Here is a 25,652-nt window from a genome sequence, read left to right as displayed (position 1 = left end):
TGTTGGTATGTGCATGGCGAAGACGATACTGCGGGGTGCGTGAACCGTTCCGACGGGAACGGACGTTGGGAGGAAACAGTGACCCTGTTGAACGACCCGCGAACGCGGCGCAGACGCCTGGGAGTCGCGGCTGCCGCCGCCGGACTCCTGTCCGCGCTGCTCACCGCCGGCCCGGCTGTGGCGACCCCCGACCCCGGGGACGGTCCGGCCACGTCGAAGGAGGTGTCCAAGAGTGCGCGCGCCGAGGTGCGCGACGCGATCGAGAGCGGCGACATACCCGGCCAGGACGAGATCGTCCACTCGGACAACATCGAGCACCTGACCAACATCCCCAAGGACGCACTGCCCGGCACCAACTCGGACCTGGCCTTCCAGGGCCGGTACGCCTTCGCCGGGAACTACGACGGCTTCCGCATCTTCGACATCAAGAACCCGAAGAAGCCGAGGACCGTCGCCCAGGTGCTGTGTCCCGGCTCCCAGAACGACATCTCCGTCTCCGGTGACCTGCTGTTCCTGTCGACCGACTCCTCGCGCAGCGACAGCAGTTGCAACAGCACCACGCAGCCCGCGACCGAGAAGTCCTCCTGGGAGGGCATGAAGGTCTTCGACATCAGCGACAAGCGGAACCCGAAGTACGTCGCCGCCGTCGAGACCGCCTGCGGCTCGCACACCCACACGCTGGTGCCCGAGCGCAGGGACGTCTACATCTACGTCTCCTCGTACTCGCCGAACGCCGCCTACCCCGACTGCAAGCCGCCGCACGACGGGATCTCCGTGATCAAGGTGCCGCGCAAGGCACCCGAGCGGGCGGCCCTCGTGGGCTTCCCCGTGCTCTTCCCCGGTGAGGGCCCCGACGGCGGCGGCAACCCGGGCGGACCCACCAACCCGGGCGTCTCCAAGACCACCGGCTGCCACGACATCACCGTCCTGCCCTCCGAGGACCTGGCCGCCGGAGCCTGCATGGGCGACGGCATCCTGTTCTCCATCAAGGACCCCGAGCGCCCGAAGGTCATCGACCGCGTCCAGGACAACGTGAACTTCGCGTTCTGGCACTCGGCGACCTTCAACCAGCGCGCGAACAAGGTCGTGTTCACCGACGAGCTGGGCGGCGGCGGTGCCGCCACCTGCAACGCGGAGATCGGCCCGAACCGCGGCGCCGACGGCATCTACGACATCGTCGGCCGCGGCGACCACCGCAAGCTGGTCTTCCGCAGCTACTTCAAGATCCCGCGCCACCAGGCGGACACCGAGAACTGCGTGGCCCACAACGGCTCGCTGATCCCGGTCAAGGGCAAGGACATCATGGTCCAGGCCTGGTACCAGGGCGGCATCTCCGTCTGGGAGTTCACCGACTCCTCGCGGCCCAGGGAGATCGCCTACTTCGAGCGGGGTCCGCTGACCACCGACACGATGACCACCGGCGGTTCCTGGTCGGCGTACTACTACAACGGCTACATCTACTCGAACGACATCGCCAAGGGCTTCGACGTCCTCAAGCTCAGCGACCGGCGCACCGACCCGGCCAAGCGGGTCCACCTGCGGGAGCTCAACACGCAGACGCAGCCGGACTACTTCGACTGAGCGGTCGGGTCCGTCCGGTCCTGCCGCTCCATCCCTTCCGGCCGATCGAGTACACCGGTCGCGAAGAACCGCGACAGGTCCGGGTCGCACGTCGTCCCGCCGGGCGCTTCGGCGTCCGGCGGGACACCCAGCTTCCAGTCCAGCCGGTAGCGCTCGAACAACTCGGCGCGCAGCTCCGGCACCGGCATCGGCACCCCCGGCACGAGAGCGGCGAAGACGGCGCCCATCAGCTGTGCGCGCAGCATCGGGTAGTCGCGGTCGACGTCCCGCGAGCCGTGCCGGGCCACCGTGTCCCGCAGCAGCTCCGCCAGCCGCCGCTGCTCCGGGCACGGCACGAAGCCCACCTCGGCCTGGAGCAGCCCCGCCATGTGCTGGCGCATGAGCACCGGCCGGTCCCGGGCGAGCCCCAGGATCGCGTCGACGGCCCGCGCCAGCCGCTCGCGCCCCTCGTCGGTGCGCGGCTCGCGCTCCAGTGCCTCCTCCAGGGTGCGGTGCATCAACCGGTGCACGGCGGACTGCACCAGCTGGCGCTTTCCCGGGAAGTAGTACGAGACCAGTCCCCGCGCGGAGCCCGCCCGGTCCGCGATGTCGCCCAGCGTGGTCGCGTCGTACCCGCGCTCGCCCACCAGCTCCACGGCGGCCTGCAGGAGACGCTCCTTCGAGCGCCGCCGCAATTCTTCATTGACCGAGGCGCTGCGCGGGGACATGCTGTACTCCTGCGTTGACTGGCTGCCAGCCAACTATACTCAACGCAGACGGAGGGGCCCTCACGGGCCGCTCCGGCTACCGTCTGCCTCGGGCGACACGGGGGATCGTCCGAGGCGGACGGCACCACCCAGTGGTTGCCTCGGGCTACGTGGCCAGGTCCAGCACCGGCCGCAGTCCCGCCGGGCGCTCGGACACCGGCAGATGGTCGACGAAGTGCACCCCGCACCCGAGCGCCGCCGCGCCACCGTCCGCCCTCCGGTCGTCGCCGACCATCAGCGTCCGCTCCGGCTCCACGCCCAGCTCCGCGCAGGCCACGCCGAACAGCCGGGCGTCGGGCTTGCGGATGCCGTGCTCGTACGACAGGACGTACGTGTCCACGTACCGGTCGAGGCCGTGTGCGCGGAAGACCGGCCGCAGGTCCCAGCCGATGTTGCTGACCACCCCCACGGCGACTCCGCGCCCGCGCAACGCGCTCAGCACCTCGGCGGCGTCGGTGTAGGGACTCCACGCGTCCGGCGACATGTGCCGCTCGTACAGCACGTCGTGCAGGCCCGGGTCCGGCAGCAGCACCTGCCGGGAGAGCCCGGTGTACGCGGCCCGGTGCAGCGCGGAGCTGTGGTCGCGGATCTCCCACACCTCGGCGAGTTCCTCCGGAACCCGTAGCGGCGGTGCGCCGCCGGGCAGCGCTCCCACCCGCCCGAGAGCCTCGGCCGTCTCGGCCAGCTCCGGCGCGGCAAGCTCCAGTCCGGCACCGTCGAGCGCCGCGCGCAGCCAGGCCTCGGTGGATTCGATCCGGAACAGGGTTCCGGAGAAGTCGAACAGAACGGCGGTCATGGAGCGGATCCTAGGGGCGACGGATGCGACGGTGGGCGCCGCGGTACGGGCGGGACCCGGCCCGGCGGATCGCCGCGCCGCTCACGGATGCCCGCGCCGGTGCACCAGCACCGCGAGCGTCACGACCAGGCCGCCCAGGAGCCAGCCGCCGAGCACGTCCGTGGCCCAGTGGACGCCGAGCCACACCCGGGTCACGCCGACCCCGGCCACGGAGACCGCGGCGACGGCCAGGCCGGTACGGCGCAGGGCGCGCCCCACGTCGTAGTGGTGGAGCAGCCACACCAGCAGGCCGCACACGAACGTCGCGGTCATGGCGTGCCCGGAGGGGAAGGCCGCGTAGTGCGCGGAGTCCACGGGGTCGGGCCAGACCGGGCGGGGCCGGTCCACCGCCGCCTTGAGGGCCTGTTGCAGCAGGCTGCCCAGCAGACACGTCGCTCCCAGCCACACGGCCGTCCACCGGTCCGCCCGGCGCCACCACAGCCACAGCACCACCACCGCGCACAGCAGGCGCATCGTCCAGGTGTCCCACACCCAGTCGGTGAGGATCCGCATGGCGTGTGTGACGCCGCCTTCTTCGACCGCCCAGCGGTGGGTCGTGCCGGCGATGTCCTCGTCGAGCCGCACCAACGGGCGCCATTCGACGGCCACCAGGGTGAGCAGGAGTGCGGAGCACACGGTCAGTACCCAGGTGACACGGAGGGCGGCGCGTGGCTGCGGCGGGGCGGGCGGGGAGTCGACCGGCGGCGTCTGCATGCTGCGATCCTCGCCGAACGGGTGGCTCCGGGGCCAATGCCGTGGCGGGGACAGCGCCTGGCCCTGGCCTAGCCCAACGCCCGCAGCCCCGGCGCGAACGCCAGCAGGACCGGGACCACCGGTACCAGCGCGGCCGCTGCGGTCAGCCGCAGCCTGCGGGCCGCCGTCAGCCGGTTCGGCGGGGTGAGCAGGCGGTGCACCCGCTGCGGGACATCGGCCCGGGCGGTCGGGCACGGACCGAAGACGCCGCGGTCCTCGTTGAGTTCGACCAGTGCCAGCGCGGTCGTCAGGCGGCCGAAACGGCGGGAGGCCACGTCGTCGGCGGCCAGTTCCACCAGGCGGTGCATCTCGTCGCGGAACCCGGCGAAGACCGGAACCTGCGGGAACCCGTCCGCCAGCGCGGCGGAGCAGTGCAGCAGCCAGTCGTGCCGCGCCTGTGCGTGTCCCTTCTCGTGGGCGAGCACCGCGTCCAGTTGCCGCCCCTCGAGGCGACGCAGGGCGGCGGTGGTGACCACCAGCTGCGGGGTGGCGCCGGGCAGCCACCAGGCGTCCGGCCGCTCGCCCTCCAGTACGACGAGCCGCCCCGGGCCGGGCTCCTCGCCGGGCAACAGCGGAGCGCGGTGCCGCAGTTCCGCGCGGCGCAGCCGACGCCGGGCGCGGGCCCGTGCCACCTCCCGGGCCAGCATCAGCGCGCTCCACAGTCCGCCGCAGGCCAGCGTGACGGCCGTCGTGTCCGCCCAGAGTCCGGACGTGCCCAGGGCGTAGGCCTCGACCACCGGACCGGGAGCGGTCGCGAAGACGGGTCCGCCCACCGCGTGCCAGGCCGCCGCCGCGCTCAACGTCATCGACAGCGCGCAGCACACGATCACCGCCGCAACCGCGCACTGCCAGACCCACAGGGCGACCACCGGTTCGCGATCCGGCCAGTCGGCCCGGGCGAGCAGCCTGGGGGCGAGCACGGCGGTCAGCGCACCGAGCAGCAGCAGTGCCGCGGGGAGAATCATGGGGGCAGCCTATGAGCGCCGCGCCGTCGGCAGTACGGCCCGACGCGCAAAGTGACGCAGGCAACGATTGCGCGCGGTGAACGCCGGGCAGCACCACGCCCGGCCGTCCGTTTCCCGGTCTCGCCCCCTTGCCACTGGTCTCGCCGGTGTCACAGGGGGAGCAGCATCGCCAGCATCGCGATCGCCATGGAGAGCCGGCAGGCGCGCGCCAGCTCCGGCCGGTCGCCCCACCCGGCCGCCGCACGGCCGGCGGCCCCCGCACCGCCCCCGGGCGCGGGTGGTGCGCCCGGACCGCCCCCCGCCACCGCCACGACGGGTATCAGGCGGACGCCGGTCAGCAGCACGTATCCCGTGAAGTAGAGCAGCAGCGCCCCCGTGAGCAACGGTGTGCCGGACGCGCCGTGTGCGTGGCCGTGGGCGGGGGAGGCGGCCATCACCACCGCCATGTAGACCATGGCCGCGGCTCCCACGACGTGGTGCAGGTGGTGGCGTCCCGACCGGGCCGCCCACAACGCCCGCAGTCCCGCGGCGCCGAACACCACCGCGTAGGCGGGCCAGACCCAGCCCGGCGGGGCGAAGACCGCCGCGGGCACGGCCATGGCGGCCATGCCGAACCCCATGAGGGCCTCGCCGCCCGCGGCCCCGCGCTGCTCCTCGACGCCGCTGCGCATCCGCAGCAGGCAGTAGGCACCGGTCGCCGCGCACAGCGCGACCAGCAGCCATCCGGGTGACGCCGGTCCGTGCACACGCACCTCCCCGTTCGGCGGTCCACGGTCTGTCAAGAACACGGTCTGTCAAGAACTGCCCGGGCCATGCGGCGCGCACGCGAGCGCAAGGGTGTACGCGGGGGCATCCGGGGGAGCGCGCGCCCCCACCGCGGTGGATCGGCGCTGGTCGGTGTCGTGGACCGGCGCATCCCCGTATTTGATTTACAGGTAAAACACTTGTTAATCTTATGCGTATGAGCAGTGCGACCCCCACCTCCGGCACCTCCCCGGCCCGACGTCTGTCCCTGGCGGGCGTGCTGCGCCTGCGCCGGCCCTCCGAGATCTGGTTCAAGCCCGCTCTGAGTTCGGTCGCCGCCGTCGCCCCTCCGAACCTCCTCCTGCTGGCGCTCGGCCGGCTCGACCTGGCGATGTACACGATGGCCGGGTCCCTGTGCGCGCTCTACGCCCACAACCGCCCCTACGCCGCCCGGGCCCGCACCCTGGCCTGGGTCGTGCTCGGCATGCTCGGCGGCCTCGTCGTCGCCCTGGTCACCGCCTCGCTCACCCGGAACGCCGTCGTCCTCGTGACCGTCGGCGCGCTGCTGGCCGCCGTGCAGAAGGCCCTGTGCGACGCCACCCGCGTCGGTCCGCCGGGCAACGTGGTCCTGACCTTCATCAGCTCCGCCGCCCTGTTCGTCCCGCAGACCCTGGGCCAGGTCCCCGGCCACCTGGCACTGGCCGCCGCCGCGGGCGCCTGGGCCTGGCTCGTCGGCATGGCGCCCGCCCCGGTCCGTCCGCACGGCCCGGAACGCCGGGCCACCGCGCAGGCCCTGAACGCGGCGGCCGCGTACGCCGTCGCCTCCCGCGGCACCCGTGAGGGCGGCACCGGTGAGGGCGGCACCGGTGAGGGCGGCACCGGTGAGGGCGACGTCCACGCCGGTGCCCGCGCCGCCGGGTACGCCGCCGTACAGGCCGCCTGGCAGACGCTGCTGGCCCTGCCGTCCACGGGCGCCCGCGCCACCACCCGGCACGCCCTGGAACGCCTCGTCGTCCGCGCCGAGGTCGCCCTCGCCGCCCCCGCCGACACCGACCCGGAGCGGCTGCGCGCCTGGGCCCTCGCCCTGCGCGGCGGCGGCCGGATCCCCCGTACCGGCGACGCCCCGGGGGACACCGACGAACTCCTCGGCGCGGACGCCGAACTCGCCGCCCGCCCCGCGCCCCTGTGGCAGCGGCTCGGCCCGCTGACCCCGATCGCCGCCCGCACCGCCCTCGGCTGCGCGCTGGCCGGGTACGCCTCCCTCGCCCTGGGTATCGGCCGCCCCTACTGGGCCCTGGTCACCGCCGCCGCGCTCTACCAGGCCAACATCACCCTGACCTGGAGCCGGGCCGTGCAGCGCGTGGTCGGCAACCTCGCCGGAGTGCTGCTCTTCGCCGCCATAGCCCCGCTCGCCCACCTCGGGCAGGCGCTGCTCGTCCTGTGCTGCCTCGCCCTCAACTTCGGTGCCGAGGCCCTCATCACCCGCAACTACTGGCTCGGCAGCGTCTGCGTGACCCCGATGGCCCTGCTCGTCACCGAGTTCGCCGGGTACCAGGCCCCCGGCGACCTGATGACCGAGCGGGCCGTGGACACCCTCGTCGGGGCCCTGGTCGGCTTCCTCGCCGCCGTGGTCGTCACCAACCGGCGCGCCGGGAACCGCGTCGAACAGGCGGTGACCGCGGCCGACCGGGCCCGGGAGCGCGCCGCGCGCCTCCTCGCCGAGCCCGCCCCCGCCCCCGGCGCTCTGGAGGCGGCGCGCCGTCGCCTGGCCGCCGCGCTGACCGACCTGCGGGCCACCGCCGACGGGGCGGCCGGTGAATGGTGGGGACGCGCACTGCCCCAGGAGAGGGTCGTGCTCGCCGAGCAGGCCGGACACCGTACGCTCGCCGAGGCGGTGCGACGCCAGGCAACGCGTCCGGACCGGGGCGCGCGCACGAGAACGGAGGACGTACGGCCATGACCGCAACCGACGGGGGAGCGCACGACGGGGACGCCGGGCCCGGGACCGGTGACGGCGGGACGGGGCCGGGCGGGGACACCGTGGCCGCGGTCGTACGTCAGTGGCGTGCCGTCCACCCGGACCTCGACACCGGGCCGATGGAGATCATCGGCCGGATCAACCGCTGCGCGGCCCTCCTCCAGCAGGCCGAGGACGCGCCGCTGCGCCGGGCGGGCCTCAGCCGTGCCGAGTTCGACCTGCTCGGCGCGCTGCGCCGCACCGGGCACGAGCTGACTCCCGGGGAGCTGGCCCGGGAGACCTTCTCCTCCGGCGCGGCCGTGACCAAGCGCCTCAAGCAGCTCACCGAGCGCGGCCTCGTCGAGCGGCGCGGCGACACCCGCGACCGCCGGGTCGCCCACGTCCGCCTCACGGACGCCGGACGGGACCTCGTCGACGGCATCCTGCCCGAACAGCTCGCCTACGAGTCGGCCGTGCTGTCCGGCGTGGCCGGGCCGCGGCAGGGCGAGCTGGCGGCGCTCCTCGGCGGGCTCCTCGGCCAGCTGGAGGGCCGTCTGGACGCGCTGCGGGCCTGAGCACCCCGAGGGCGGGCGCCCGGGTGCGGTTACTGGTGCGTGGCCAGGAACGGCAGGAGGACGTCGGCCATCTCGTCGGGTACTTCTTCCGCGAGATCGTGACCGGCGTCGAAGACATGCCCGGTGACGTCATGGGCCATGAGCCGCATCCGGGACTCGTTGCGGTCGCCGATGAACGCGGATCCGCCGAGCGCCAGGACCGGGATGTCCAGCTTCCTCTGCGCGGCCCGCCGGTTCTGTTCGGCGTCCACGAGCATCGCCCGGTAGACCGCGAGCATCGCGCGGATGCCGCCGGGCATGGAGTAGCAGCGCACGTATTCGTCGATCGCGTCGGAGGTGGCGCTGTCGGGCCGGCTGCGCTCGAACTTGATCATGTAGGTGATCAGCTCACGCTCGTGACCGGCGATCAGCATCTCGGGTACGTCCGGCTGGAAGTAGAAGCCCAGGTGCCACAGGTGCATGCCGCCGGCGACGTTCTCCGGGGTGAGGGCCGTGTGGTCCTCGAAGCCGAACCCGGGGAACAGGGCCTCGGCGAACACGAGAGCCGTGACGCGGTCGCGGTGACGGGCGGCGAGCTGGTAGCCGATCACCGCTCCCCAGTCCTCGCCCACCACGGCGTACGTCTCGTGTCCGAGGTGGTTCATCAGCTCGGCGATGTCGTCGCTCATCGTCGCGGAGTCGTAGCCGTCCGACGGGCGTGCGGAGTCGCCGAGACCGCGAAGGTCGGGGGCGACGACGGTGTAGTGGGGGGTCAGCTTCGGGACGAGGTGACGCCAGTGGTAGCTGGTCTTGGGCACGCCGTGCAGGAGCACCACGGCGGGGCCGGACCCTGCGGCGCGGTAGTGCAGACTCGTTCCGTTGACCGTGGCCCGGCCCGTGCGGACGGGCGTTCCGTCATGGTCGAGCATCATGTTCTTCCACCTTCCTGGTGTGCTTCGCGATCTGGGTGTCAGTGGGCTTGCGGAGCGTCGACGAGGGTCACCAGACGGCTCGGTCCGCTGCCGCCGGGGGGCGTCGCAACGGCGGAACGGCCGGCGGGGCGCAGGACGACGTTCTCCGGGTAGAGCCGGCCGAGCAGGGCCAGCACGACGAGGTCGTCCTGACCGGTGGCGTCCAGGACGGCCTCGCCCGCCCGCGTCCACACCAGTCCCGGCGCGCGCAGCGCGGACCAGACGTCGACGGTGCCGGATGCGTCGCCTGCGGCGGGATCCTCACGCCGGGCGAAGCGGTGGCCGCGCAGGGCTTGGCCGAGGTCGACGTGGGCGGTGGTGCCGTCGTGGGTGACCTCGATGCGGGCGGTGCGGGCCCCGTCGGCGACCGGCGCGGTGCGGGTACGGGCGGTGAGCGGGCCGGACGTGGCGGCGGCGGGCGGCAGGTCCTCGACGAGGGTGCGGGGTGCGGCGTAGTAGTCCGGTACCTCCGGGACATACGTGGCGGCTTCACCGACGGCCGGGTCGGGGCGCCAGGTCAGCAGGTACCGGGGTGCGGTCAGGGGTGGCCGGCCGAGGACGGCGGGCAGGGCGGTGCCGCCGCTCGCCTCGAAGCCGTAGCCGGCCGGGCCGGAGGCGCCGGTGACGGCCTCGCGGGCGAAGGCCACGACGCTGGCGTGCCGGATCTGCCGGACCAGGAGTTCGGTGAGGAACGCGTCGCGGGCCGGTTCGGTGTGCCGTAGTCCGGTCGGGGTGATCAGGAGCGGGACGTCCTGCCAGTTGGTGAAGGGCAGCAGGGCGTCGCGCAGCAGGACGATCTGGTGGAGCCACTCGTTGTAGAGCTGCATCGTGACCGGCCCACCGCGACGCCCGAGGAGCAGACCGGCCGCGGGAGGGGTGAGCAGGTGGCCGTAGCAGTGGCTGCGGACGACCAGCGGGCCGGCGGGCAGCGGTACCGGATCGGTGAGCAGCCTCTCCAGCGCCTCGGTGGCCCAGGAGGCGAGCTGCCGGCCGATCGCCTCGGCCTGCGCGCCCAGCTCGCGCGCTGCCGAGGCGCTGTCCGGGCCGAGGAACAGCGGAAGGGAGGTCTCCCGGGTGCCGAGGGCGAGTGTCGCGTGGATCTGGTCCTCCAGCACCTTGCTGTCGGCGCTGGTGAGGGCGTTGTCGTCGATGATGCCCTGGAGCAGCGGCTCGGTGGCGGTGAAGAAGTGGCGGGCGGTCAGGGTGGTGCCGGCCGCGGGGAAGGTGTTCCAGCGGCTTTTGCCGAGAGCGGGGGTACTCGGGGTGGCTGCGGTGGGCATGGGGCCTCCGAAGGCTTCGATTGCAGCGTGGTGGGGCCGCCGGATCTCGTGTCCGAGCGAGCACTGCGATTTTCTGGATCGCTTGTTACAGATTCGAGGCATGAAAAAGTCAGTCGAGGGCGGCCAGCGCGACCTCCACGAGGGGTTCGAGGGCACGGACGTCCGGCGTGATCTTCGAGGAGACCAGCAGGCCGTTGAGGAAGGTGACGAGGAAAGCGGCGAGGGTGTGCGGGTCGTGCCGATTCGCGATCTCGCCCCGCTCCGCCGCGACCCGCAGTACGTCGGCGAGCGCCTCCCGGCTGGCGTCCTGCATGTCGCGCACGGTGCGCCGGGTCGCCGCATCCTCCGGCAGGCGCTCGCAGGCGGCGTTGACCGCCAGGCAGCCCCGGCCGTCCTCGCCCACCGCGATCCGGACCCGCTCGACCAGCATGGTGCGGATCGCCGAGCGGGCGTCCGTTCCCTCCTCCAGGCTGCGCAGGGCGGCCGCCGCGAGGGTGGTGCGGTAGTGCTCCAGGGCCGCCCGGTACAGGCCGTCCTTGTCGCCGAACGCGGCGTACAAGGACCCCTGTCCGATCCCCAGGTGCCCGGTCAGGTCGCGCACCGAGGCGGCCTCGTAGCCGCGCGTCCAGAACAGCTCCATCGCGCGGCTCACCGCCGCCTCCGTGTCGAACTCCCGGGTCCTTGCCATGATCCCACCGTAACCTATCTGGATCGCTCGCTCAAGAAAGGGGGGTCATGACCGCCCGGGATCGTGGCCGCCCCGGCCGTGCTGCTCATCTGCCCGCCCAGCGGCGGCGGCATCCCGTGCCGGGCGGATCAGCGCTCGTCGCCCGCCCGGTACACGCCGAACATCGCGCCCTGCGGGTCCCGCAGCACCGCGATGCGCGGCCCGTCGGGGACGGAGGTCGGCTCCATGAGCACGGTGCCGCCGCCGTCCGTCGTGTCGGCCGCGACGGTGTTCACGTCCGCCACCGCGAAGTACGGCAGCCAGTGCGCCGGCACCTCGTGCGGGAACTTGTCGTCCATCGTCACCATGCCGCCGAAGTCCGCTCCGTCTATCCCCCACTGCGGATAGCGGTCCGAGGCGCCGACGCTCCAGCCGAACACCGTCGTGTAGAAGTCGGCGGCCCGGTCGGGCTCCCGGGTCAGCAGCTCCACCCAGCCCAGCGAGCCGGGCGCGTTGAACAGCCCGGCCCCCGGGAACGAGCGTCCCTGCCACAACTGGAACACCGCCCCGGTCGGATCGGCGGCCACCGCGAACCGGCCCGAGTCGAAGACGTCCGCGGGTCCCTGGAGAGCCACCCCGCCGGCCGCCGTCACCTGCCGTACGGCCGCGTCCGCGTCGCGCACGGCGAACGACACGTTCCACGCGACCGGCTGTCCCTGCTGGTACAGCGGAGTCAGGGCGGCGACCGGCGCGTCGTCGATCCGGGCGATCGTGTAACCACCCGCCTGCTGCCGCGGGTCCGTCTCGGGACGCCAGCCGAACAGCTTGGTGTAGAAGCGCTTGGCCGTTTCCAGATCGGTGGTCCCCAGCTCCGCCCAGCAGGGCCCGCCGGTCACCGGTTCGTGGAGCTTCATCGTGCTGGCGTCCTTCCGCCGGGGCCGCAGACCGTCCGTCCCCCTCCAGCACGCTAAGGCCGGGCCGGGGCAGCGGCCATCCGGCACGTACGGGCCCCGGTCGCGGTGCCCGTCCGCCGGCTCAGATCCCGGGCCGGTAGCGCAGCGGATGCTCCGCGGGCACCTCCACCAGCACGATCCGGGTGCCGTCCGGGTCCGCGATCCACATCTCCACCAGCCCCCACGGCTCCTTGACCGGCGGTCGCACGATCTCGACCCCCTTGGCGCCCAGTTCCTCGTGGGCCGCCGCCGCGTCCTCGACCTGGAGCCACAGGGCGAGCCCGGGGGTGAGGGGGGCGTCGGAGCGCCCGGAGACCTCCAGGAAACCGCCGCCGAGGAAGTAGACGGTGCCCCGCTCCGGACCCGTGCCGAACTCCCGGTGGACGGCGAGGCCGAGCTGTTCGCCGTAGAAGGCGCGGGAGCGGTCGGGGTCGGTGGGGCGGAGCAGGGTCCGGCTGCCGAGTACGTGCACCATGCGTCCCGACCCTAGTGGCGGCCTTCGACGGCGTTACGCTCATCGGTGCCCGCGCCGCGCCCAGAACGAACCGGAGACGCCCCATGGACACCGCCGACAGCCCACTGACCTACCGTGACGCCACCGACGCCGACGTGGACGCGATCGTGGCGCTCATAGAGTCCGCGTACCGGGGCGACTCCAGCCGTGCGGGGTGGACCACCGAGGCGGACATCCTCCAGGGACAGCGCACCGACCCGCAGGGCGTGCTGGAGGTCGTCAAGGCGCCGGACAGCCGCCTGCTGACGGTGGAGCGGGAGGGCAGGATCGTGGCCTGCTGCCAGCTCGAGCACCGCGGGGCGCACGCCTACTTCGGGATGTTCGCCGTCAGCCCGGCGCTCCAGGGCGGGGGACTGGGCAGGGTGATCATCGCGGAGGCCGAGCGGCAGGCGCGCGAGACGTGGGGCGTCACGGAGATGCACATGACCGTGATCTCCGTGCGCGAGGACCTCATCGCCTGGTACGAGCGCCGCGGCTACCGCCGCACGGGAGAGATGACCCCCTTCCCGTACGGCGACGAGCGCTTCGGCATCCCGCAGCGCGCCGACCTCCGGTTCGAGCTGCTGGTCAAGCCGCTGGTGTGACGCGAGCCCGCCGGATCCTGCCGTTCAGCCCGCTCAGCCCGCTCAGCAGCCCGCTCAGGCGGTGAAGCGGCCGGTGCGTTTGATCTCCGGGTAGTCGGTCGTCGCGCCGTCCAGGCCCAGGGCGCGCACCAGTCGCAGGTGGTCCTGGGTGTTCACGGTCCAGGAGAAGACCCGCAGTCCCGCCTTGCGGGCCTTCCGCACGATCTCCAGCGTGACCCTGTTGATGTCCAGGCACAGGGTCTTGGCGCCCGCTTTCACGGCGCGGTCCACGACCTCGGGGCCGTAGTACTGCGCGACCAGGGCGGTCCGCACCCCCGGCACCAGCCGGGCGATCTCGACGATGGCCTCGTCGTGGAAGGAGATCACCTCCACCCGGTCCACCAGGTCCCGGCGGAGCATCACGTCGGCGAGGAGGCGCGCGGCCGCCGCGTCCTTGATCTCGGCCTGCAACGGCACCGAGACGGCGTCCAGCACCTCCTCGAAGACCGGGATCCGCTCCCCGCGGCCGGCGTCGAGGGCGCGCAGCTCCTCGAGGGTCTTGTCGGCGATCGCACCGGTGCCGTCGGTGGTGCGGTCCACGTCCGCGTCGTGCATGACGACGAGGGCGCCGTCCTTGCTCAGGTGCAGGTCCAGTTCGACGACGTCGAGGCCGGCCTGCTCGGCGGCGACGAAGGAGCGCAGGGTGTTCTCGGGTTCGACACCCATCGCTCCGCGGTGACCGATGGTGAGGAAGTTCAAGGCTCGACTCGCTTCCGTCGACGTCGGCGTGGGCAGGGCGGCAGCCTAACGGCCCTGCGGGACCGTTTCCCCCGTGCCGCGCCGGGTATACGAACCCGGCGCTCGACAGGAAAAAATGCGGCGAAGCCTGGGGTGAGGCAGGATAATTTACGGAGTCGCCCCTTGATTGGAGAAACGTCGTATGCCTACGGTGTCTTGACGCAAGCTTCTCCCGTGGAGGATGGGACATGACGGAAATTCTTGTGCAGGTGGGCGTGGAGGGCGACGTTCCTCCGGCGAGCAGGGTGGTGGAGCACCCGGCGTGGCCCGTGCTCAAGGATGCCGTGGAGCGGATCCGGCCATGGCAGTCCAAGGACGGGTCGATCGACTTCGACGCCGAGGGCGCCCCCGAGCGGGCCGCAGCCGAGGACGCCGTACGCAGCGTCACCGAGGCCGTGCGCGAGCTGTCCCCGCTGCTGCCGCACGACCGTGCCTACCACGAGGCCCTGGTCACCGACCTCGGCCGCTGGGCCGACGGCGGCTTCGAGGTGCCCGACTTCCTCGACTCGCTGCTGGCCTTCCAGCCCGCCGCGAACCGCGCGGACGGCCTCCAGCACCTGGTCGTCTTCCCGATGTACACGCAGAACGGCAACCCGGACCGCAACCTCGAAGCGGTCGTGCTGCGCATGGTCTGGCCCGACTGGCTGGCCGAACTGGAGCGCACCCGCTACGACAACCCGCTGTTCTGCGGCATCACCTTCGAGGACTTCACGGCCGGCTACGACACCAACTCGGCCGTCCTCTTCCCGGAGACCATCGCCGTGCGCGAGGCCCCCGAGCGCTTCTCCTGGGGCGGCATCTTCTGCGACCGCGAGGCCGCCCGCTTCCGTCGCGTCACCGAGGCCGCCGTGGACCTGCTGGGCCTGGAGCTGCCCGAGGACGTCGCCGCCATGGTCGACGACCAGAAGCGCTGCGAGGAGGCGTTCGTCCTGTGGGACATGGTCCACGACCGCACCCACAGCCACGGCGACCTGCCCTTCGACCCGTTCATGATCAAGCAGCGCCAGCCGTTCTGGATGTACGGCCTGGAGGAGCTGCGCTGCGACCTCACCGCCTTCAAGGAGGCCGTGAAGCTGGAGGCGGACGGCGTCCCGCAGGCCCGCGACGTGCAGTACGCGGTGCTCTTCGACCGCATGTTCCGCTTCCCCGTCACCGGCGAGCGCGTGCGCAACTACGACGGTCTCGGCGGCCAGCTGCTCTTCGCCTACCTGCACAAGCACGACGTCGTCCGCTGGACCGACAACAAGCTCTTCATCGACTGGCAGCGCGCCCCGCAGGTCACCAACCAGCTGTGCGCCGAGATCGAGAAGCTCTACCGCGACGGCATCGACCGCCCGAAGATCGTCCACTGGTTCGCCGGCTACGAGCTGGTCTCCACCTACCTCGCCCCGCACCCGGGCTCGAAGTGGGCCAAGGGTCCCGACGCCCTGGACCTGACCCTGCCGCCGCGCAAACTCGTCGACGACGTGCTTCCGGACGAGTTTCCGCTGAGCATGTTCTACGAGGCACTGTCCAAGAAGCTGAAGAAGGTGATCGCCTCGACCCGGGGCATCACCGCGGCCGCGGACGGCGCCGAGCGGGCCGCCGCGTGAGCGACGGCGGCGGCACGCACGAACAGGCACGGCATACACAGGCTCAGCAGGCTCGGGAGGCGAGGACCATGGGGAACGGGGCGCTCGACGGCGCGGTGATCGCGGTGGCCGGGGCGGGCGGACCCGCCGGACGGGCCGCGCTGCTGCGGCTCGCCGAGGCGGGTGCGACCGTCGTCGGCGCGGACAACGACCCGGAGCGGCTCGCCGAGGCGGTGGACGCGGCCCGCTACGCGCACGGCGGCGCCACCGTCACCGGCGAGACCGTGGACCTGCTGGACCTGGACTCCACCCGGGCCTGGGCCGACCGTACGGAGAAGGAGTTCGGCCACGTCGACGGCATGGTCCACCTCGTGGGCGGCTGGCGCGGCAGCAAGACCTTCACCAAGACCGAACTCGGCGACTGGGACCTGCTGGAGAAGCTGCTCATCCGCACCGTGCAGCACACGTCCCTCGCCTTCCACGAGGCGCTCCAGCGCAGCGACCGCGGCCGCTACGTCCTGATCAGCGCCGCCGGCGCGTCCAGCCCCACCGCGGGCAACGCCGCCTACTCTGCCGCCAAGGCCGCCGCCGAGGCGTGGACGCTGGCCATGGCGGACTACTTCCGCAAGGCGGGGGGCGAGCAGGGACCGACGTCGGCGGCTGCGATCCTGGTGGTCAAGGCGTTGGTGCACGACGCGATGCGCGCCGAGCGCCCCAACGCGAAGTTCGCGGGCTTCACGGACGTGCGTGACCTCGCCGAGGCCGTCGCCGGTGTCTGGGACAAGCCCGCCGCGGAAGTGAACGGAAACCGTCTGTGGCTGACCGAGAAGCCGTGAACCCCCCGAAGACCGACGCGCGTCGCCATCACGACCCCGAGGTCCGCGGTTTCGCCAGTGACAACTACGCCGGGGCCCACCCGGAGGTGCTCGCCGCCCTGGCCCTGGCCAACGGCGGGCACCAGGTCGCGTACGGCGAGGACGACTACACCGAGAACCTCCAGCGCGTGATCCGCAGCCACTTCGGCTCCGGCGCCGAGGCGTTCCCGGTCTTCAACGGCACCGGCGCCAACGTCGTCGCGCTCCAGGCGGTCACCGACCGCTGGGGCGCCGTGATCAGCGCCGAGAGCGCCCACATCAACGTCGACGAGGGCGGCGCCCCCGAGCGCATGGGCGGCCTCAAGCTGCTCACCGTCCCCACCCCGGACGGCAAGCTCACCCCCGAGCTGATCGACCGCCAGGCGTACGGCTGGGACGACGAGCACCGCGCGATGCCGCAGGTCGTCTCGATCACCCAGAGCACCGAGCTGGGCACCCTCTACACGCCCGACGAGATCCGCGCCGTCTGCGAGCACGCCCACGCGCACGGCATGAGGGTGCACCTGGACGGCTCCCGGATAGCCAACGCCGCCGCCTCGCTGGACGTCCCCATGCGCACGTTCACCAACGCGGTCGGCGTCGACCTGCTCTCGCTCGGCGGCACCAAGAACGGCGCCCTGTTCGGCGAGGCGGTCGTGGTCCTGAACCAGGACGCGGTGCGCCACATGAAGCACCTGCGCAAGCTGTCCATGCAGCTCGCCTCGAAGATGCGCTTCGTGTCCGTGCAGCTGGAGGCGCTGCTGGCCAAGGACCTGTGGCTGCGCAACGCCCGGCACTCCAACGAGATGGCCCAGCGCCTGGCCGAGGGCGTGCGTGCCGTGCACGGCGTGGAGATCCTCTACCCGGTGCAGGCCAACGCGGTCTTCGCCCGGCTGCCGCACGAGGTGAGCGAGCGCCTGCAGAAGCGCTTCCGCTTCTACTTCTGGGACGAGGCCGCGGGTGACGTGCGCTGGATGTGCGCCTTCGACACCACCGAGGACGACGTCGACGCGTTCGTGGCCGCGCTGAAGGAGGAGATGGCGCGCTGACGGGAGCACCTCCCGATATTGCATAGGTATGCGGTCACCTGAAAAGTCATTGACTAGTGGGTGATCGCTTTCCTATGCTCTGCGGGCATGGAGCTGATCCAGAAGACCCCTGACCTGTCCGCCTACCTGGCTGCCGACGAGGTCATCGACCACAACCATCCGCGCGTGCGGGAGGTGGCCGGCGGACTGGCCAGGCAGGCGGAGGATTCGTATGCCTATGCACGCCTGGCCTTCGAGTTCGTGCGCGACGCCATCCCGCACTCACAGGACTCCGGGGATCCGCGCGTCACCTGGCGGGCCTCCGACGTCCTGGAGCAGCGCACCGGCATCTGCTACGCCAAGGCCCACGCGCTGGCCGCGCTGCTGCGGGCCGAGGACATCCCCACCGCGCTGTGCTACCAGCGGTTCGACGTGGTGCACGGGCTGGTCGCCGTACGTCTCGACGGTGCCTGGCACCGGCAGGATCCTCGCGGGAACAAGCCCGGCGTGAACGCGCGGTTCTCCCTGGGCAGGGAGCGACTGGCCTTCACGCCGGACCACGCGGCGGGCGAGGCGGACTACCCGGAGCTGTACGCGGCGCCGCATCCCGCCGTCCTGGACGTCCTCAAGGCGGCCACCGACAGGCCGCACCTGTGGCAGACCCTCCCGGCCGCGCTCTGAGGCGCCCGGCTCAGTGCGCCTGGGCCGTGCGCAGCTGCTCGGGCGTCGGGGCCGTGCCGCCGAGATGGGCCGGCATCCACCAGGTGTCGTCGGCCCCCTTGGGGCGCACCGGGTAGGCGCGCTGTGCCGCCTCCAGCAGCTCCTGCACCCGCTCGCGCAGCCGCCGGGTGATGGCACCCGCGTACTGCTCGCGCGGAGCCTCCATCGCCTCGCCGACCCGGATGGTGATGGGGGTGTGGCTGCGCTTGAAGTTGCGCGGGTGGCCCTTGGTCCACAGGCGCTGGGTGCCCCACAGCGCCATGGGGACCAGTGGCACGCCCGCCTCCTGCGCGAGCCGCGCGGCACCCGACTTGAAGCTCTTCAGGGTGAACGACTCGGAGATCGTCGCCTCGGGGAAGACCCCGACGATCTCGCCCGACTTCAGCGAGTCCAGGGCGTGCGCGTAGGCCGCCTCGCCCTGCTTGCGGTCGACCGGGATGTGCTTCATCCCGCGCATCAGCGGACCGGAGATCCGGTGCCGGAAGACCGACTCCTTCGCCATGAAGCGCACCAGCCGCTTCTGCGGCAGCGCGGCCAGGCCGTCGAAGATGAAGTCCAGGTAGCTGATGTGGTTGCTCACCAGCACGGCGCCGCCCGAGCGCGGGATGTTCTCCGATCCCTGGCAGTCGATCTTGAGGTCCCACGCCTTGAACAGGGTGCGGGCGAGACCGATGACCGGACGGTAGACGATTTCTGCCATGGGCGGGTCGGACCCTTCCTTGTCAGCCTGGGAAGGGAAACTCCCAGTCGAAAGTTACGCAGCCGTAGGTTTGCGGCTTGTCGCAGATCGTGCCCCAAGAACGGCCGGTGTACCAGCCTTGGTGCCCGTGCGCGGCGAGATCCTCATCACTTGCCCGGCCCTCTCGTGGCCGAAATGCGACGGTGGGCGGGAATCTCCGCGGCTCCGCGAACGCTGCACCTTCGGAGTACCGAACCGGTGGCGTGCGGGGTACGCGCGCCCATGAGTGCCGCGGTGGCGGCGGAACGGGGGCGCGCTGGTGCGCGGGCACGACGACGGCAACGGCAATCGGCCGGAGGCCACCGCCGTACGGGTCGACGCGGCCGATCTCGGTGCGGAGCTGGGCTCCCGCGCGACGCTCGTGCAGTTCTCCAGTGCCTTCTGCGCGCCCTGCCGGGCCACCCGGCGGGTACTGGGCGAGGTGGCCGGCCTGGTCCCCGGTGTCGCCCACGTCGAGATCGACGCCGAGGGGCACCTCGAACTCGTCCGCGCCCTCGACGTGCTCAGGACTCCCACCGTGCTGGTCCTGGATGCCGGCGGCCGCGTCGTGCGGCGGGCCACCGGGCAGCCGCGCAGGGCGGACGTGATCGCCGCGCTGGGTGAGGCGGTGTGACAAGCGCCACGCCAGTGGTGAGGTCTTCTCCACAGCCTCCACATCCCGGGACGTAATTGACTGTGTGTGCCACCCGTCGTCAGCCTGCCCCCATGCCCCGCTCGCCGTTCCCGGGACCGGGGCGCAACGCAGAAGGACCACCCCGCATGACGGTCACACCCGGCCTCGCCGCACCCCGGCCCGCCACCGACGACCTGCTGCGGTCCGTCTTCCGGCGGCACGCGGCGGGCGTCGCCGTGATCACCGCGCGGGGCCCCGGCGGTCCGGTCGGTTTCACGGCCACGTCCCTCACCTCCGTCTCCGCCCGCCCGCCGCTGCTCTCCTTCGGCATCGGCACCGGCTCGTCGAGCTGGCCCGCGGTGTCCGAGGCGGAACACGTCGGCGTCCACGTGCTCGGCGAGCACCAGGAGGAGCTGGCGGCCACCTTCGCCCGCAGCGGTGCCGACCGCTTCGCGGCACCCACCGTCTGGCGGGAGGGGCCCGAGGGCGTGCCCGTGCTGGACGGCGTGCTCGCCTGGCTCGTGTGCCGGGTGGTCGGCCGGGTGCCCGCGGGGGACCATCGGATCGTGCTGGCCGAAGTCCTCCTCGGCGACCCCGCCGGAGCCGGCGAGCCGTTGCTGTACCACCACGGGCGTTACCGGGGTCTGCGCGGCTGACCGGTCGGGGGACGGCTTCTGCGGAGGCGTCGAGTTCCGGTTACGCTGCGTTGCGAAGGTCACAGTTCAAAGCGCTTGCTTAGCGGGCAGGAACTGGGTGTACTGACGAGTAATATTCCGGGCGGAGCGCAGGTCGCCCCGACCGGGATCGGCCGCTTGGGGCGCCTATGCTGCCTGCAAGAGGCAGCACTGAAATGTCGACGCAGTAGGAGAGCCGGCGTGAGCTTGAGGATCGTTGTCACTGTGAAGTACGTGCCCGACGCCACTGGCGACCGGCACTTCGCCGATGACCTGACCGTCGACCGGGACGACGTGGACGGTCTGCTCTCCGAGCTGGACGAGTACGCGGTCGAGCAGGCGCTGCAGATCTCCGAGAATTCCGACGACGACGTCGAGGTGACCGTCCTGACGGTGGGCCCCGAGGACGCCAAGGACGCCCTGCGCAAGGCGCTGTCCATGGGCGCGGACAACGCGATCCACGTCGAGGACGACGACCTGCACGGCACCGACGCCATCGGCACCTCCCTGGTGCTGGCCAAGGCCGTCGAGAAGGCCGGCTACGACCTGGTCGTCTCCGGCATGGCCTCCACCGACGGCACCATGGGCGTCGTCCCGGCGCTGCTCGCGGAGCGCCTGGGTGTGCCGCAGGTGACGCTGCTGTCCGAGGTCTCGGTCGCGGACGGCGTCGTGAAGGGCCGCCGCGACGGCGACACGGCCACGGAGCAGCTTCAGGCGTCGCTGCCGGCCGTCGTGTCGGTCACCGACCAGTCGGGCGAGGCGCGTTACCCCTCGTTCAAGGGCATCATGGCGGCCAAGAAGAAGCCGGTTCAGTCCTGGGACCTGTCCGACCTCGAGATCGACGAGGACGAGGTCGGTCTGGAGAACGCCTACACGGTCGTCGAGTCGGCCGCCGAGCGTCCGGCGCGCACCGCGGGCACGATCGTCAAGGACGAGGGCGAGGGCGGCAAGCAGCTCGCCGAGTTCCTCGCGGGCCAGAAGTTCATCTGAGCCCTGCCGCCCCCATCGCCCCTCATCTTTCGCAAGCAGGAGAGAAGAAGTCTCATGGCTGAAGTTCTCGTCTACGTCGATCACGTGGACGGCGCCGTCCGCAAGCCGACCCTGGAGCTGCTGACGCTGGCCCGCCGGGTCGGCGAGCCGGTCGCCGTCGCGCTGGGCAACGGCGCCGGTGACACGGCCGCCGCCCTCGCCGAGCACGGCGCGGTGAAGGTCCTCACCCACGAGGCCGCCGAGTACGCCGACTACCTGGTCGTCCCGAAGGTCGACGCCCTCCAGGCCGCCGTCGCCGCCGTCTCCCCGGCCGCCGTGCTGGTCCCGTCCTCCGCCGAGGGCAAGGAGATCGCCGCCCGCCTGGCGCTGCGCCTGGGCTCCGGTGTCATCACCGACGCCGTCGACCTGGAGGCCGGCGACGAGGGCCCGGTGGCCACCCAGTCGGTGTTCGCCGCCGCCTTCACCACCAAGTCCCGCGTCTCCAAGGGCACCCCGGTCATCACGGTCAAGCCGAACTCGGCCGCCGTGGAGGCCGCCCCGGCCGCCGGCGCCGTCGAGGCGCTGTCGGTCACCTTCTCCGCCGCCGCGACCGGTACCAAGGTCACCTCGCGCACGCCGCGCGAGTCGACCGGCCGCCCGGAGCTGACCGAGGCCGCGATCGTCGTCTCCGGCGGCCGTGGCGTCAACGGCGCGGAGAACTTCGCGATCATCGAGGCGCTCGCCGACTCGCTCGGCGCGGCCGTCGGTGCCTCGCGTGCCGCGGTGGACGCGGGCTGGTACCCGCACACCAACCAGGTCGGCCAGACCGGCAAGTCCGTCTCGCCGCAGCTGTACATCGCCTCCGGCATCTCGGGCGCGATCCAGCACCGTGCGGGCATGCAGACCTCGAAGACGATCGTGGCGATCAACAAGGACGCCGAGGCCCCGATCTTCGACCTGGTCGACTACGGCGTGGTCGGCGACCTCTTCGACGTCGTCCCGCAGCTCACCGAGGAAGTCAAGACCCGCAAGGGCTGAACCTCCCCGCCGCACCGCACGCCGAGGCCCCCGATGACGTCCACGGACGTCGCGGGGGCCTCGGCGTGCGCGCAGGATGGGTGTTGACCGGCGAGCGGACCGACAGATAACTTCACTCTACGGATAACAGATTCCGTTCAGCGGAAAAATGAACATCAGGAGGGTGTCGAATGGGTCAGCAGGAGAAGGTGGCAACGAGCCTCGCGGGCGCCGTCGGCGAGGAGATCAGTGCCTCCCTCGCACCGGTCGACGCGGAGCTGGAGCGCCGCTACCCCGGAGACCCGGGCACCCGCCAGCCCGTCCACACCGTCTACGTACCCGGTGACGTCTTCGCCGCCGACACGATCCGCTCCTGGGGCGACAAGGCCCTCGCCGCGCTCGACGAACACGCCCCCGACGCCGCCTCCTTCGCCGCCGTCCTCGGTCTCGCCGACGACCTCGCCGAGCCCGTGTACAGCCGCGTACGCGCCAAACTGGAGCGCGAGCCGATCGAAGACCTGCGCGTCGACTTCGAGGACGGCTACGGCAACCGCACGGACGCCGAGGAGGACGAGGCGGCCGCCCGCGCCGCCCGGCTGGTCGCCGAGGCGCACGAGCAGGGCACGGCCGCCCCGTACATGGGCATCCGCATGAAGTGCATGGAGGCCCCCGTGCGCGCCCGGGGCATCCGCACCCTCGACGTCTTCCTCAGCGGCCTGATGGAGGCCGGCGGCCTGCCCGACGGACTGGTCCTCACCCTCCCCAAGGTGACCTACCCCGAGCAGGTCACCGCGATGGTGCGGCTCCTGGAGGCCTTCGAGAAGACGCGCGGCCTCACGCCCGGCCGGATCGGCTTCGAGATCCAGATCGAGACCAGCCAGTCCATCCTCGCCGCCGACGGCACCGCCACCGTCGCCCGCATGATCCAGGCCGCCGAGGGCCGCGCCACCGGCCTGCACTACGGCACCTTCGACTACAGCGCCTGCCTCGGCGTCTCCGCCGCCCACCAGGCCAGTGACCACCCGGCCGCCGACCACGCCAAGGCGGTCATGCAGGTCGCCGCCGCCGGCACCGGCGTACGGGTCTCGGACGGCTCGACCAACGTCCTGCCGGTCGGCCCCACCGCGCAGGTCCACGACGCCTGGCGGCTGCACTACGGCCTCACCCGCCGCGCCCTGGCCCGCGCCTACTACCAGGGCTGGGACATGCACCCGGGCCACATCCCCACCCGGTACGCGGCCGTCTTCGCCTTCTACCGCGAGGGCTTCGAGCAGGCCGCCGCCCGCCTTTCCCGCTACGCCAACCGCACCGGCGGCGACGTCATGGACGAGCCCGCCACCGCCAAGGCCCTCAGCGGCTACCTGCTGCGCGGCCTGGACTGCGGCGCGCTCGACATCGGCGAGGTCGCCCGGCTGACCGGCCTGACCCGCGCCGACCTGGAGGGCTTCTCGGGCCCGCGACGCGGCGACCTCACGGCATCGGCGCAGTAGGGTCCGCCGACGGCGTCCGGCCCCCGGCGAAGGGATCCTCCGGCCCGGAGCCCACGTACCGCTCCAGGCCGGACGCCGTCACCCGCTTCTCCTCGGCGAACAGCCGCGTCCCCCGGTCGCACAGCCGCCGGTCCGCCCGCGCCCGCGCGCTGAACTCCTCGGGCGTCGCCCCGAACAACTCCCGCAGCCGGGCGGACCCGTCCAGCAGCTCGGTGATCAGGGGCCGTTGCGCCCCCGGATGCCGGCGCGGCGCACCGGTGCCGTCGTGCAGGACGCCGTGGCGGTTGACGTACGCGTACGCACCGCCCAGCACCGAACCGTCCCCCTGCTCGACGCGCACGTCGGGCGCGGGCAGTCGGACGCGGTCGAAGTTGCCGCCCGTCATCGGTACGCCCTCGCTGGCGTCGATCACCGCGAGCTGCTCGGCGTCGAGCCACAGGACGAACAACTCCCGTACGGTGCCGGGGGCGCCCACCGGCGAGGCGGACACGTAGCCCATGCGGCTCACGTGCGCGGAGACGCCGATGTCCAGTCCGGTGACCCGGGACCTGACCATCGGGATCGGCGAGTCGATCCCGAACTCGGCCATCTTGTGCCGCAGCTGTGCGGGGCTCGCGTTGGACCCGATCGCCAGCACCGGGACCCGGCCGTCCCCCTCCTCGTACACCGGCCGGTCCAGCGGCAGCAGCCGGTCCCCGTCCAGCAGCCCGGACTCCCGGGGCCACGCGCCCGGGTACAGCAGCGGCTCCTCGCGCGGCACGCCGGCCAGCCCGAGCGCCCGCAGCGTCCGGTCCTCGCCGGGAGGTTTCGACACGGTGTGATGCTCCTCGTGGCTGTGGCTGTGGCTGTGGCTGTGGCTGTGGGGTCAGCCCGACGGCGGCAGCTCGCCCGAGCCCCGGGTGACCAGTCTGGTCGGCAGTTCGATGCGGTCGGGGGCGAGGAGGGAGCCGTCCAGCTGCCTGAAGAGCCGCTCGGCGGCAGTGCGGCCGAGGGCGGCCGCGTCCTGCGCGACCACGGTGACGCCCGGCTGGAGCAGGTCGGCCAGCTCGATGTCGTCGAAACCGACCAGGGCGACGCCCCGGGTGTGCTCGGCCAGGACCCGGATCACGGTGACCGTCACCCGGTTGTTGCCGGTGAAGATCGCGGTGACCGGCTGCGGGTCGGCGAGCATCTCCTCGGCCGCCCGGCGCACCCGCACGGGATCGGTGACACCCAAAGACATCCACGAGTCCTTGACCGGTATGCCCGCGTCCTCCATCGCGGCCCGGTAGCCGCGCAGCCGCTCGGCGGCGGTGTGGATGCGGGGCATGTCGCCGATGAAGCCGATCCTGCGGTGCCCGTGCGCGATCAGGTGGGCCACGCCGTCGCGGGCACCGCCGAAGTTGTCGGAGACCACCACGTCCGCGTCGATCTGCCCCGCCGGACGGTCCACGAACACCGTGGCGACGCCCGCCTTCAGCTCGGGCTCCAGATACCGGTGGTCGTCCCCGGCGGGGATCACCACGAGACCGTCCACACGCCGCGCGCACAGCGCGAGCACCAGCTCCTGCTCGCGGTCCGGGTCCTCCGCGCTCGACCCGTTGATCAGCAGGGCGCCGTGGGCGCGGGCCACCTCCTCCACGGCACGGCTGAGCGGCCCGTAGAACGGGTCCGCCAGATCCTCCAGGACCAGGCCGATGCTCGCGGTGCGGCCCTTGCGGAGCACCCGCGCGCTGTCGTTGCGACGGAAACCCAGCGCGTCGATGGCCTCCTGGACGCGACGCTCGGTCTCCGGGGTGACGCCGGGCTCCCCGTTGACCACCCGGGAGACGGTCTTGAGACCGACCCCGGCCCGGGCGGCGACGTCCTTCATGGTCGGGCGATTGCCGTAACGGTTCCCGGGGAGGCGGTCTGCGCGGCGGGTCGTGTCGGGCACGATGCGGTGTCCTGTCCTGTCGTCCACGGGAATGCGTCGGCTCCTGTAGTCCAGGGGGATGTGTCGGTGATGGGCTTGTATGAGGATGTGGCGTCGAGCATAGAGCCTGGACAACGTTGTCAGATGCGGGAGACACTGTCCATCGCACTCTCCGGTCCTCGTCCCCACCGTGGGACCGGTC

At 72.3% G+C, this 25,652-nt stretch carries 27 protein-coding genes; 13 read left to right on the top strand and 14 right to left on the bottom strand.

Features of this window, described 5'->3' with window-relative positions:
* The first annotated feature begins 78 nt into the window (after positions 1-78).
* Positions 79-1,581, top strand: a complete 1,503-nt coding sequence (locus ACZ7MF_RS20410; protein WP_471478189.1) for an LVIVD repeat-containing protein — start codon at positions 79-81, stop codon at positions 1,579-1,581.
* Here ACZ7MF_RS20410 and ACZ7MF_RS20405 read toward each other — a convergent pair.
* The 5 genes from ACZ7MF_RS20405 to ACZ7MF_RS20385 all read right to left on the bottom strand — a co-directional run bounded on the left by ACZ7MF_RS20405 (position 1,569) and on the right by ACZ7MF_RS20385 (position 5,626).
* Positions 1,569-2,288: a TetR/AcrR family transcriptional regulator gene (locus ACZ7MF_RS20405; protein ID WP_471478188.1), complete on the bottom strand. Its 720-nt coding sequence runs from the start codon at positions 2,286-2,288 to the stop codon at positions 1,569-1,571. The two genes, ACZ7MF_RS20410 and ACZ7MF_RS20405, sit on opposite strands and share 13 nt — an antisense overlap.
* Positions 2,289-2,433: 145 nt before the next feature.
* Positions 2,434-3,123, bottom strand: coding sequence for an HAD family hydrolase (locus ACZ7MF_RS20400; RefSeq protein ID WP_471478187.1), 690 nt, complete (start codon positions 3,121-3,123; stop codon positions 2,434-2,436).
* An 81-nt stretch (positions 3,124-3,204) separates the two neighbouring features.
* Complete coding sequence (locus tag ACZ7MF_RS20395; protein ID WP_471478186.1) at positions 3,205-3,876, bottom strand: phosphatase PAP2 family protein; 672 nt, start codon at positions 3,874-3,876, stop codon at positions 3,205-3,207.
* A 68-nt stretch (positions 3,877-3,944) separates the two neighbouring features.
* Positions 3,945-4,880, bottom strand: a complete 936-nt coding sequence (locus tag ACZ7MF_RS20390) for a M56 family metallopeptidase (protein ID WP_471478185.1) — start codon at positions 4,878-4,880, stop codon at positions 3,945-3,947.
* Between the two features lie 149 nt (positions 4,881-5,029).
* Entirely contained in the window at positions 5,030-5,626 is a 597-nt protein-coding gene (locus ACZ7MF_RS20385; RefSeq protein ID WP_471478184.1) for a DUF5134 domain-containing protein, read from the bottom strand.
* A 215-nt stretch (positions 5,627-5,841) separates the two neighbouring features.
* On the opposite strand from ACZ7MF_RS20385, the gene ACZ7MF_RS20380 reads away from it, so the two are divergent.
* Positions 5,842-7,584, top strand: a complete 1,743-nt coding sequence (locus tag ACZ7MF_RS20380; protein WP_471478183.1) for an FUSC family protein — start codon at positions 5,842-5,844, stop codon at positions 7,582-7,584.
* Positions 7,581-8,156 (top strand): MarR family winged helix-turn-helix transcriptional regulator, encoded by a 576-nt coding sequence (locus ACZ7MF_RS20375; RefSeq protein ID WP_471478182.1) that lies wholly within the window; start codon positions 7,581-7,583, stop codon positions 8,154-8,156. The genes ACZ7MF_RS20380 and ACZ7MF_RS20375 overlap by 4 nt, the downstream gene beginning before the upstream one ends.
* A gap of 29 nt (positions 8,157-8,185) precedes the next feature.
* On the opposite strand, the gene ACZ7MF_RS20370 is transcribed toward ACZ7MF_RS20375, so the two are convergent.
* From ACZ7MF_RS20370 to ACZ7MF_RS20350, 5 genes are all read right to left on the bottom strand, one after another.
* On the bottom strand, positions 8,186-9,067 hold the full coding sequence (locus tag ACZ7MF_RS20370; RefSeq protein ID WP_471478181.1) for an alpha/beta fold hydrolase: 882 nt from the start codon (positions 9,065-9,067) through the stop codon (positions 8,186-8,188).
* A 38-nt stretch (positions 9,068-9,105) separates the two neighbouring features.
* Positions 9,106-10,386, bottom strand: a complete 1,281-nt coding sequence (locus ACZ7MF_RS20365) for a hypothetical protein (protein ID WP_471478180.1) — start codon at positions 10,384-10,386, stop codon at positions 9,106-9,108.
* Positions 10,387-10,495: 109 nt separating this feature from the next.
* Entirely contained in the window at positions 10,496-11,074 is a 579-nt protein-coding gene (locus ACZ7MF_RS20360) for a TetR/AcrR family transcriptional regulator (protein WP_471478179.1), read from the bottom strand.
* Positions 11,075-11,202: 128 nt separating this feature from the next.
* The gene (locus ACZ7MF_RS20355; RefSeq protein WP_471478178.1) at positions 11,203-11,967 is read right to left on the bottom strand and encodes a VOC family protein; all 765 of its coding nucleotides are present in this window, start codon (positions 11,965-11,967) and stop codon (positions 11,203-11,205) included.
* Positions 11,968-12,088: 121 nt separating this feature from the next.
* Positions 12,089-12,481: a VOC family protein gene (locus ACZ7MF_RS20350; RefSeq protein ID WP_356864848.1), complete on the bottom strand. Its 393-nt coding sequence runs from the start codon at positions 12,479-12,481 to the stop codon at positions 12,089-12,091.
* A gap of 83 nt (positions 12,482-12,564) precedes the next feature.
* Between ACZ7MF_RS20350 and ACZ7MF_RS20345 the strand changes: the two genes are divergently transcribed.
* On the top strand, positions 12,565-13,104 hold the full coding sequence (locus tag ACZ7MF_RS20345) for a GNAT family N-acetyltransferase (protein ID WP_471478177.1): 540 nt from the start codon (positions 12,565-12,567) through the stop codon (positions 13,102-13,104).
* A 54-nt stretch (positions 13,105-13,158) separates the two neighbouring features.
* Here the strand turns inward: ACZ7MF_RS20345 and ACZ7MF_RS20340 are convergent, their stop codons facing one another.
* On the bottom strand, positions 13,159-13,842 hold the full coding sequence (locus ACZ7MF_RS20340) for a glycerophosphodiester phosphodiesterase (RefSeq protein WP_356864846.1): 684 nt from the start codon (positions 13,840-13,842) through the stop codon (positions 13,159-13,161).
* A 227-nt stretch (positions 13,843-14,069) separates the two neighbouring features.
* On the opposite strand from ACZ7MF_RS20340, the gene ACZ7MF_RS20335 reads away from it, so the two are divergent.
* The 4 genes from ACZ7MF_RS20335 to ACZ7MF_RS20320 all read left to right on the top strand — a co-directional run bounded on the left by ACZ7MF_RS20335 (position 14,070) and on the right by ACZ7MF_RS20320 (position 18,015).
* Complete coding sequence (locus ACZ7MF_RS20335; RefSeq protein WP_356864845.1) at positions 14,070-15,473, top strand: DUF6421 family protein; 1,404 nt, start codon at positions 14,070-14,072, stop codon at positions 15,471-15,473.
* Between the two features lie 68 nt (positions 15,474-15,541).
* Positions 15,542-16,288 (top strand): SDR family NAD(P)-dependent oxidoreductase, encoded by a 747-nt coding sequence (locus ACZ7MF_RS20330; RefSeq protein WP_356864844.1) that lies wholly within the window; start codon positions 15,542-15,544, stop codon positions 16,286-16,288.
* Entirely contained in the window at positions 16,285-17,355 is a 1,071-nt protein-coding gene (locus ACZ7MF_RS20325) for a threonine aldolase family protein (protein WP_471478176.1), read from the top strand. Before ACZ7MF_RS20330 ends, ACZ7MF_RS20325 begins: the two co-directional genes overlap by 4 nt.
* Positions 17,356-17,442: 87 nt before the next feature.
* Complete coding sequence (locus ACZ7MF_RS20320; RefSeq protein ID WP_471478175.1) at positions 17,443-18,015, top strand: transglutaminase domain-containing protein; 573 nt, start codon at positions 17,443-17,445, stop codon at positions 18,013-18,015.
* Positions 18,016-18,025: 10 nt separating this feature from the next.
* On the opposite strand, the gene ACZ7MF_RS20315 is transcribed toward ACZ7MF_RS20320, so the two are convergent.
* Entirely contained in the window at positions 18,026-18,754 is a 729-nt protein-coding gene (locus ACZ7MF_RS20315; protein WP_471478174.1) for a lysophospholipid acyltransferase family protein, read from the bottom strand.
* Positions 18,755-19,019: 265 nt separating this feature from the next.
* Between ACZ7MF_RS20315 and ACZ7MF_RS20310 the strand changes: the two genes are divergently transcribed.
* The 5 genes from ACZ7MF_RS20310 (at position 19,020) to ACZ7MF_RS20290 (ending at position 23,556) form a co-directional block, all read left to right on the top strand.
* Entirely contained in the window at positions 19,020-19,406 is a 387-nt protein-coding gene (locus tag ACZ7MF_RS20310) for a TlpA family protein disulfide reductase (protein WP_471478173.1), read from the top strand.
* 146 nt (positions 19,407-19,552) lie between these two features.
* The gene (locus tag ACZ7MF_RS20305) at positions 19,553-20,062 is read left to right on the top strand and encodes a flavin reductase family protein (protein WP_471478172.1); all 510 of its coding nucleotides are present in this window, start codon (positions 19,553-19,555) and stop codon (positions 20,060-20,062) included.
* A 219-nt stretch (positions 20,063-20,281) separates the two neighbouring features.
* Positions 20,282-21,070 carry an electron transfer flavoprotein subunit beta/FixA family protein gene (locus ACZ7MF_RS20300; RefSeq protein ID WP_471478171.1) on the top strand — a complete coding sequence of 263 codons (789 nt, stop codon included), beginning with the start codon at positions 20,282-20,284 and terminating at the stop codon, positions 21,068-21,070.
* A 54-nt stretch (positions 21,071-21,124) separates the two neighbouring features.
* Complete coding sequence (locus tag ACZ7MF_RS20295; protein WP_115740765.1) at positions 21,125-22,087, top strand: electron transfer flavoprotein subunit alpha/FixB family protein; 963 nt, start codon at positions 21,125-21,127, stop codon at positions 22,085-22,087.
* A 170-nt stretch (positions 22,088-22,257) separates the two neighbouring features.
* Positions 22,258-23,556, top strand: coding sequence for a DUF6986 family protein (locus ACZ7MF_RS20290; RefSeq protein ID WP_471478170.1), 1,299 nt, complete (start codon positions 22,258-22,260; stop codon positions 23,554-23,556).
* Here the strand turns inward: ACZ7MF_RS20290 and ACZ7MF_RS20285 are convergent.
* Entirely contained in the window at positions 23,537-24,370 is an 834-nt protein-coding gene (locus tag ACZ7MF_RS20285; protein WP_471478169.1) for a hypothetical protein, read from the bottom strand. The two genes, ACZ7MF_RS20290 and ACZ7MF_RS20285, sit on opposite strands and share 20 nt — an antisense overlap.
* 51 nt (positions 24,371-24,421) lie before the next feature.
* On the bottom strand, positions 24,422-25,498 hold the full coding sequence (locus tag ACZ7MF_RS20280) for a LacI family DNA-binding transcriptional regulator (RefSeq protein WP_471478168.1): 1,077 nt from the start codon (positions 25,496-25,498) through the stop codon (positions 24,422-24,424).
* Positions 25,499-25,652: the final 154 nt, after the last annotated feature.

The organism is Streptomyces sp. NPDC111628 (assembly GCF_055635195.1).
The sequence above is the reverse complement of the archived record's forward strand: the minus strand, read 5'-3'. Positions and strand labels throughout refer to the sequence as shown.

What these genes read in the sequence shown, in the direction of transcription:
- ACZ7MF_RS20405 (WP_471478188.1), bottom strand. Translation starts at nt 2,288, where the DNA reads ATGTCCCCGCGCAGCGCCTCGGTCAATGAAGAATTGCGGCGGCGCTCG.
- ACZ7MF_RS20400 (WP_471478187.1), bottom strand. Translation starts at nt 3,123, where the DNA reads ATGACCGCCGTTCTGTTCGACTTCTCCGGAACCCTGTTCCGGATCGAA.
- ACZ7MF_RS20395 (WP_471478186.1), bottom strand. Translation starts at nt 3,876, where the DNA reads ATGCAGACGCCGCCGGTCGACTCCCCGCCCGCCCCGCCGCAGCCACGC.
- ACZ7MF_RS20390 (WP_471478185.1), bottom strand. Translation starts at nt 4,880, where the DNA reads ATGATTCTCCCCGCGGCACTGCTGCTGCTCGGTGCGCTGACCGCCGTG.
- ACZ7MF_RS20380 (WP_471478183.1), top strand. Translation starts at nt 5,842, where the DNA reads ATGAGCAGTGCGACCCCCACCTCCGGCACCTCCCCGGCCCGACGTCTG.
- ACZ7MF_RS20375 (WP_471478182.1), top strand. Translation starts at nt 7,581, where the DNA reads ATGACCGCAACCGACGGGGGAGCGCACGACGGGGACGCCGGGCCCGGG.
- ACZ7MF_RS20370 (WP_471478181.1), bottom strand. Translation starts at nt 9,067, where the DNA reads ATGATGCTCGACCATGACGGAACGCCCGTCCGCACGGGCCGGGCCACG.
- ACZ7MF_RS20365 (WP_471478180.1), bottom strand. Translation starts at nt 10,386, where the DNA reads ATGCCCACCGCAGCCACCCCGAGTACCCCCGCTCTCGGCAAAAGCCGC.
- ACZ7MF_RS20360 (WP_471478179.1), bottom strand. Translation starts at nt 11,074, where the DNA reads ATGGCAAGGACCCGGGAGTTCGACACGGAGGCGGCGGTGAGCCGCGCG.
- ACZ7MF_RS20355 (WP_471478178.1), bottom strand. Translation starts at nt 11,967, where the DNA reads ATGAAGCTCCACGAACCGGTGACCGGCGGGCCCTGCTGGGCGGAGCTG.
- ACZ7MF_RS20350 (WP_356864848.1), bottom strand. Translation starts at nt 12,481, where the DNA reads ATGGTGCACGTACTCGGCAGCCGGACCCTGCTCCGCCCCACCGACCCC.
- ACZ7MF_RS20345 (WP_471478177.1), top strand. Translation starts at nt 12,565, where the DNA reads ATGGACACCGCCGACAGCCCACTGACCTACCGTGACGCCACCGACGCC.
- ACZ7MF_RS20335 (WP_356864845.1), top strand. Translation starts at nt 14,070, where the DNA reads ATGACGGAAATTCTTGTGCAGGTGGGCGTGGAGGGCGACGTTCCTCCG.
- ACZ7MF_RS20330 (WP_356864844.1), top strand. Translation starts at nt 15,542, where the DNA reads ATGGGGAACGGGGCGCTCGACGGCGCGGTGATCGCGGTGGCCGGGGCG.
- ACZ7MF_RS20320 (WP_471478175.1), top strand. Translation starts at nt 17,443, where the DNA reads ATGGAGCTGATCCAGAAGACCCCTGACCTGTCCGCCTACCTGGCTGCC.
- ACZ7MF_RS20315 (WP_471478174.1), bottom strand. Translation starts at nt 18,754, where the DNA reads ATGGCAGAAATCGTCTACCGTCCGGTCATCGGTCTCGCCCGCACCCTG.
- ACZ7MF_RS20305 (WP_471478172.1), top strand. Translation starts at nt 19,553, where the DNA reads ATGACGGTCACACCCGGCCTCGCCGCACCCCGGCCCGCCACCGACGAC.
- ACZ7MF_RS20295 (WP_115740765.1), top strand. Translation starts at nt 21,125, where the DNA reads ATGGCTGAAGTTCTCGTCTACGTCGATCACGTGGACGGCGCCGTCCGC.
- ACZ7MF_RS20290 (WP_471478170.1), top strand. Translation starts at nt 22,258, where the DNA reads ATGGGTCAGCAGGAGAAGGTGGCAACGAGCCTCGCGGGCGCCGTCGGC.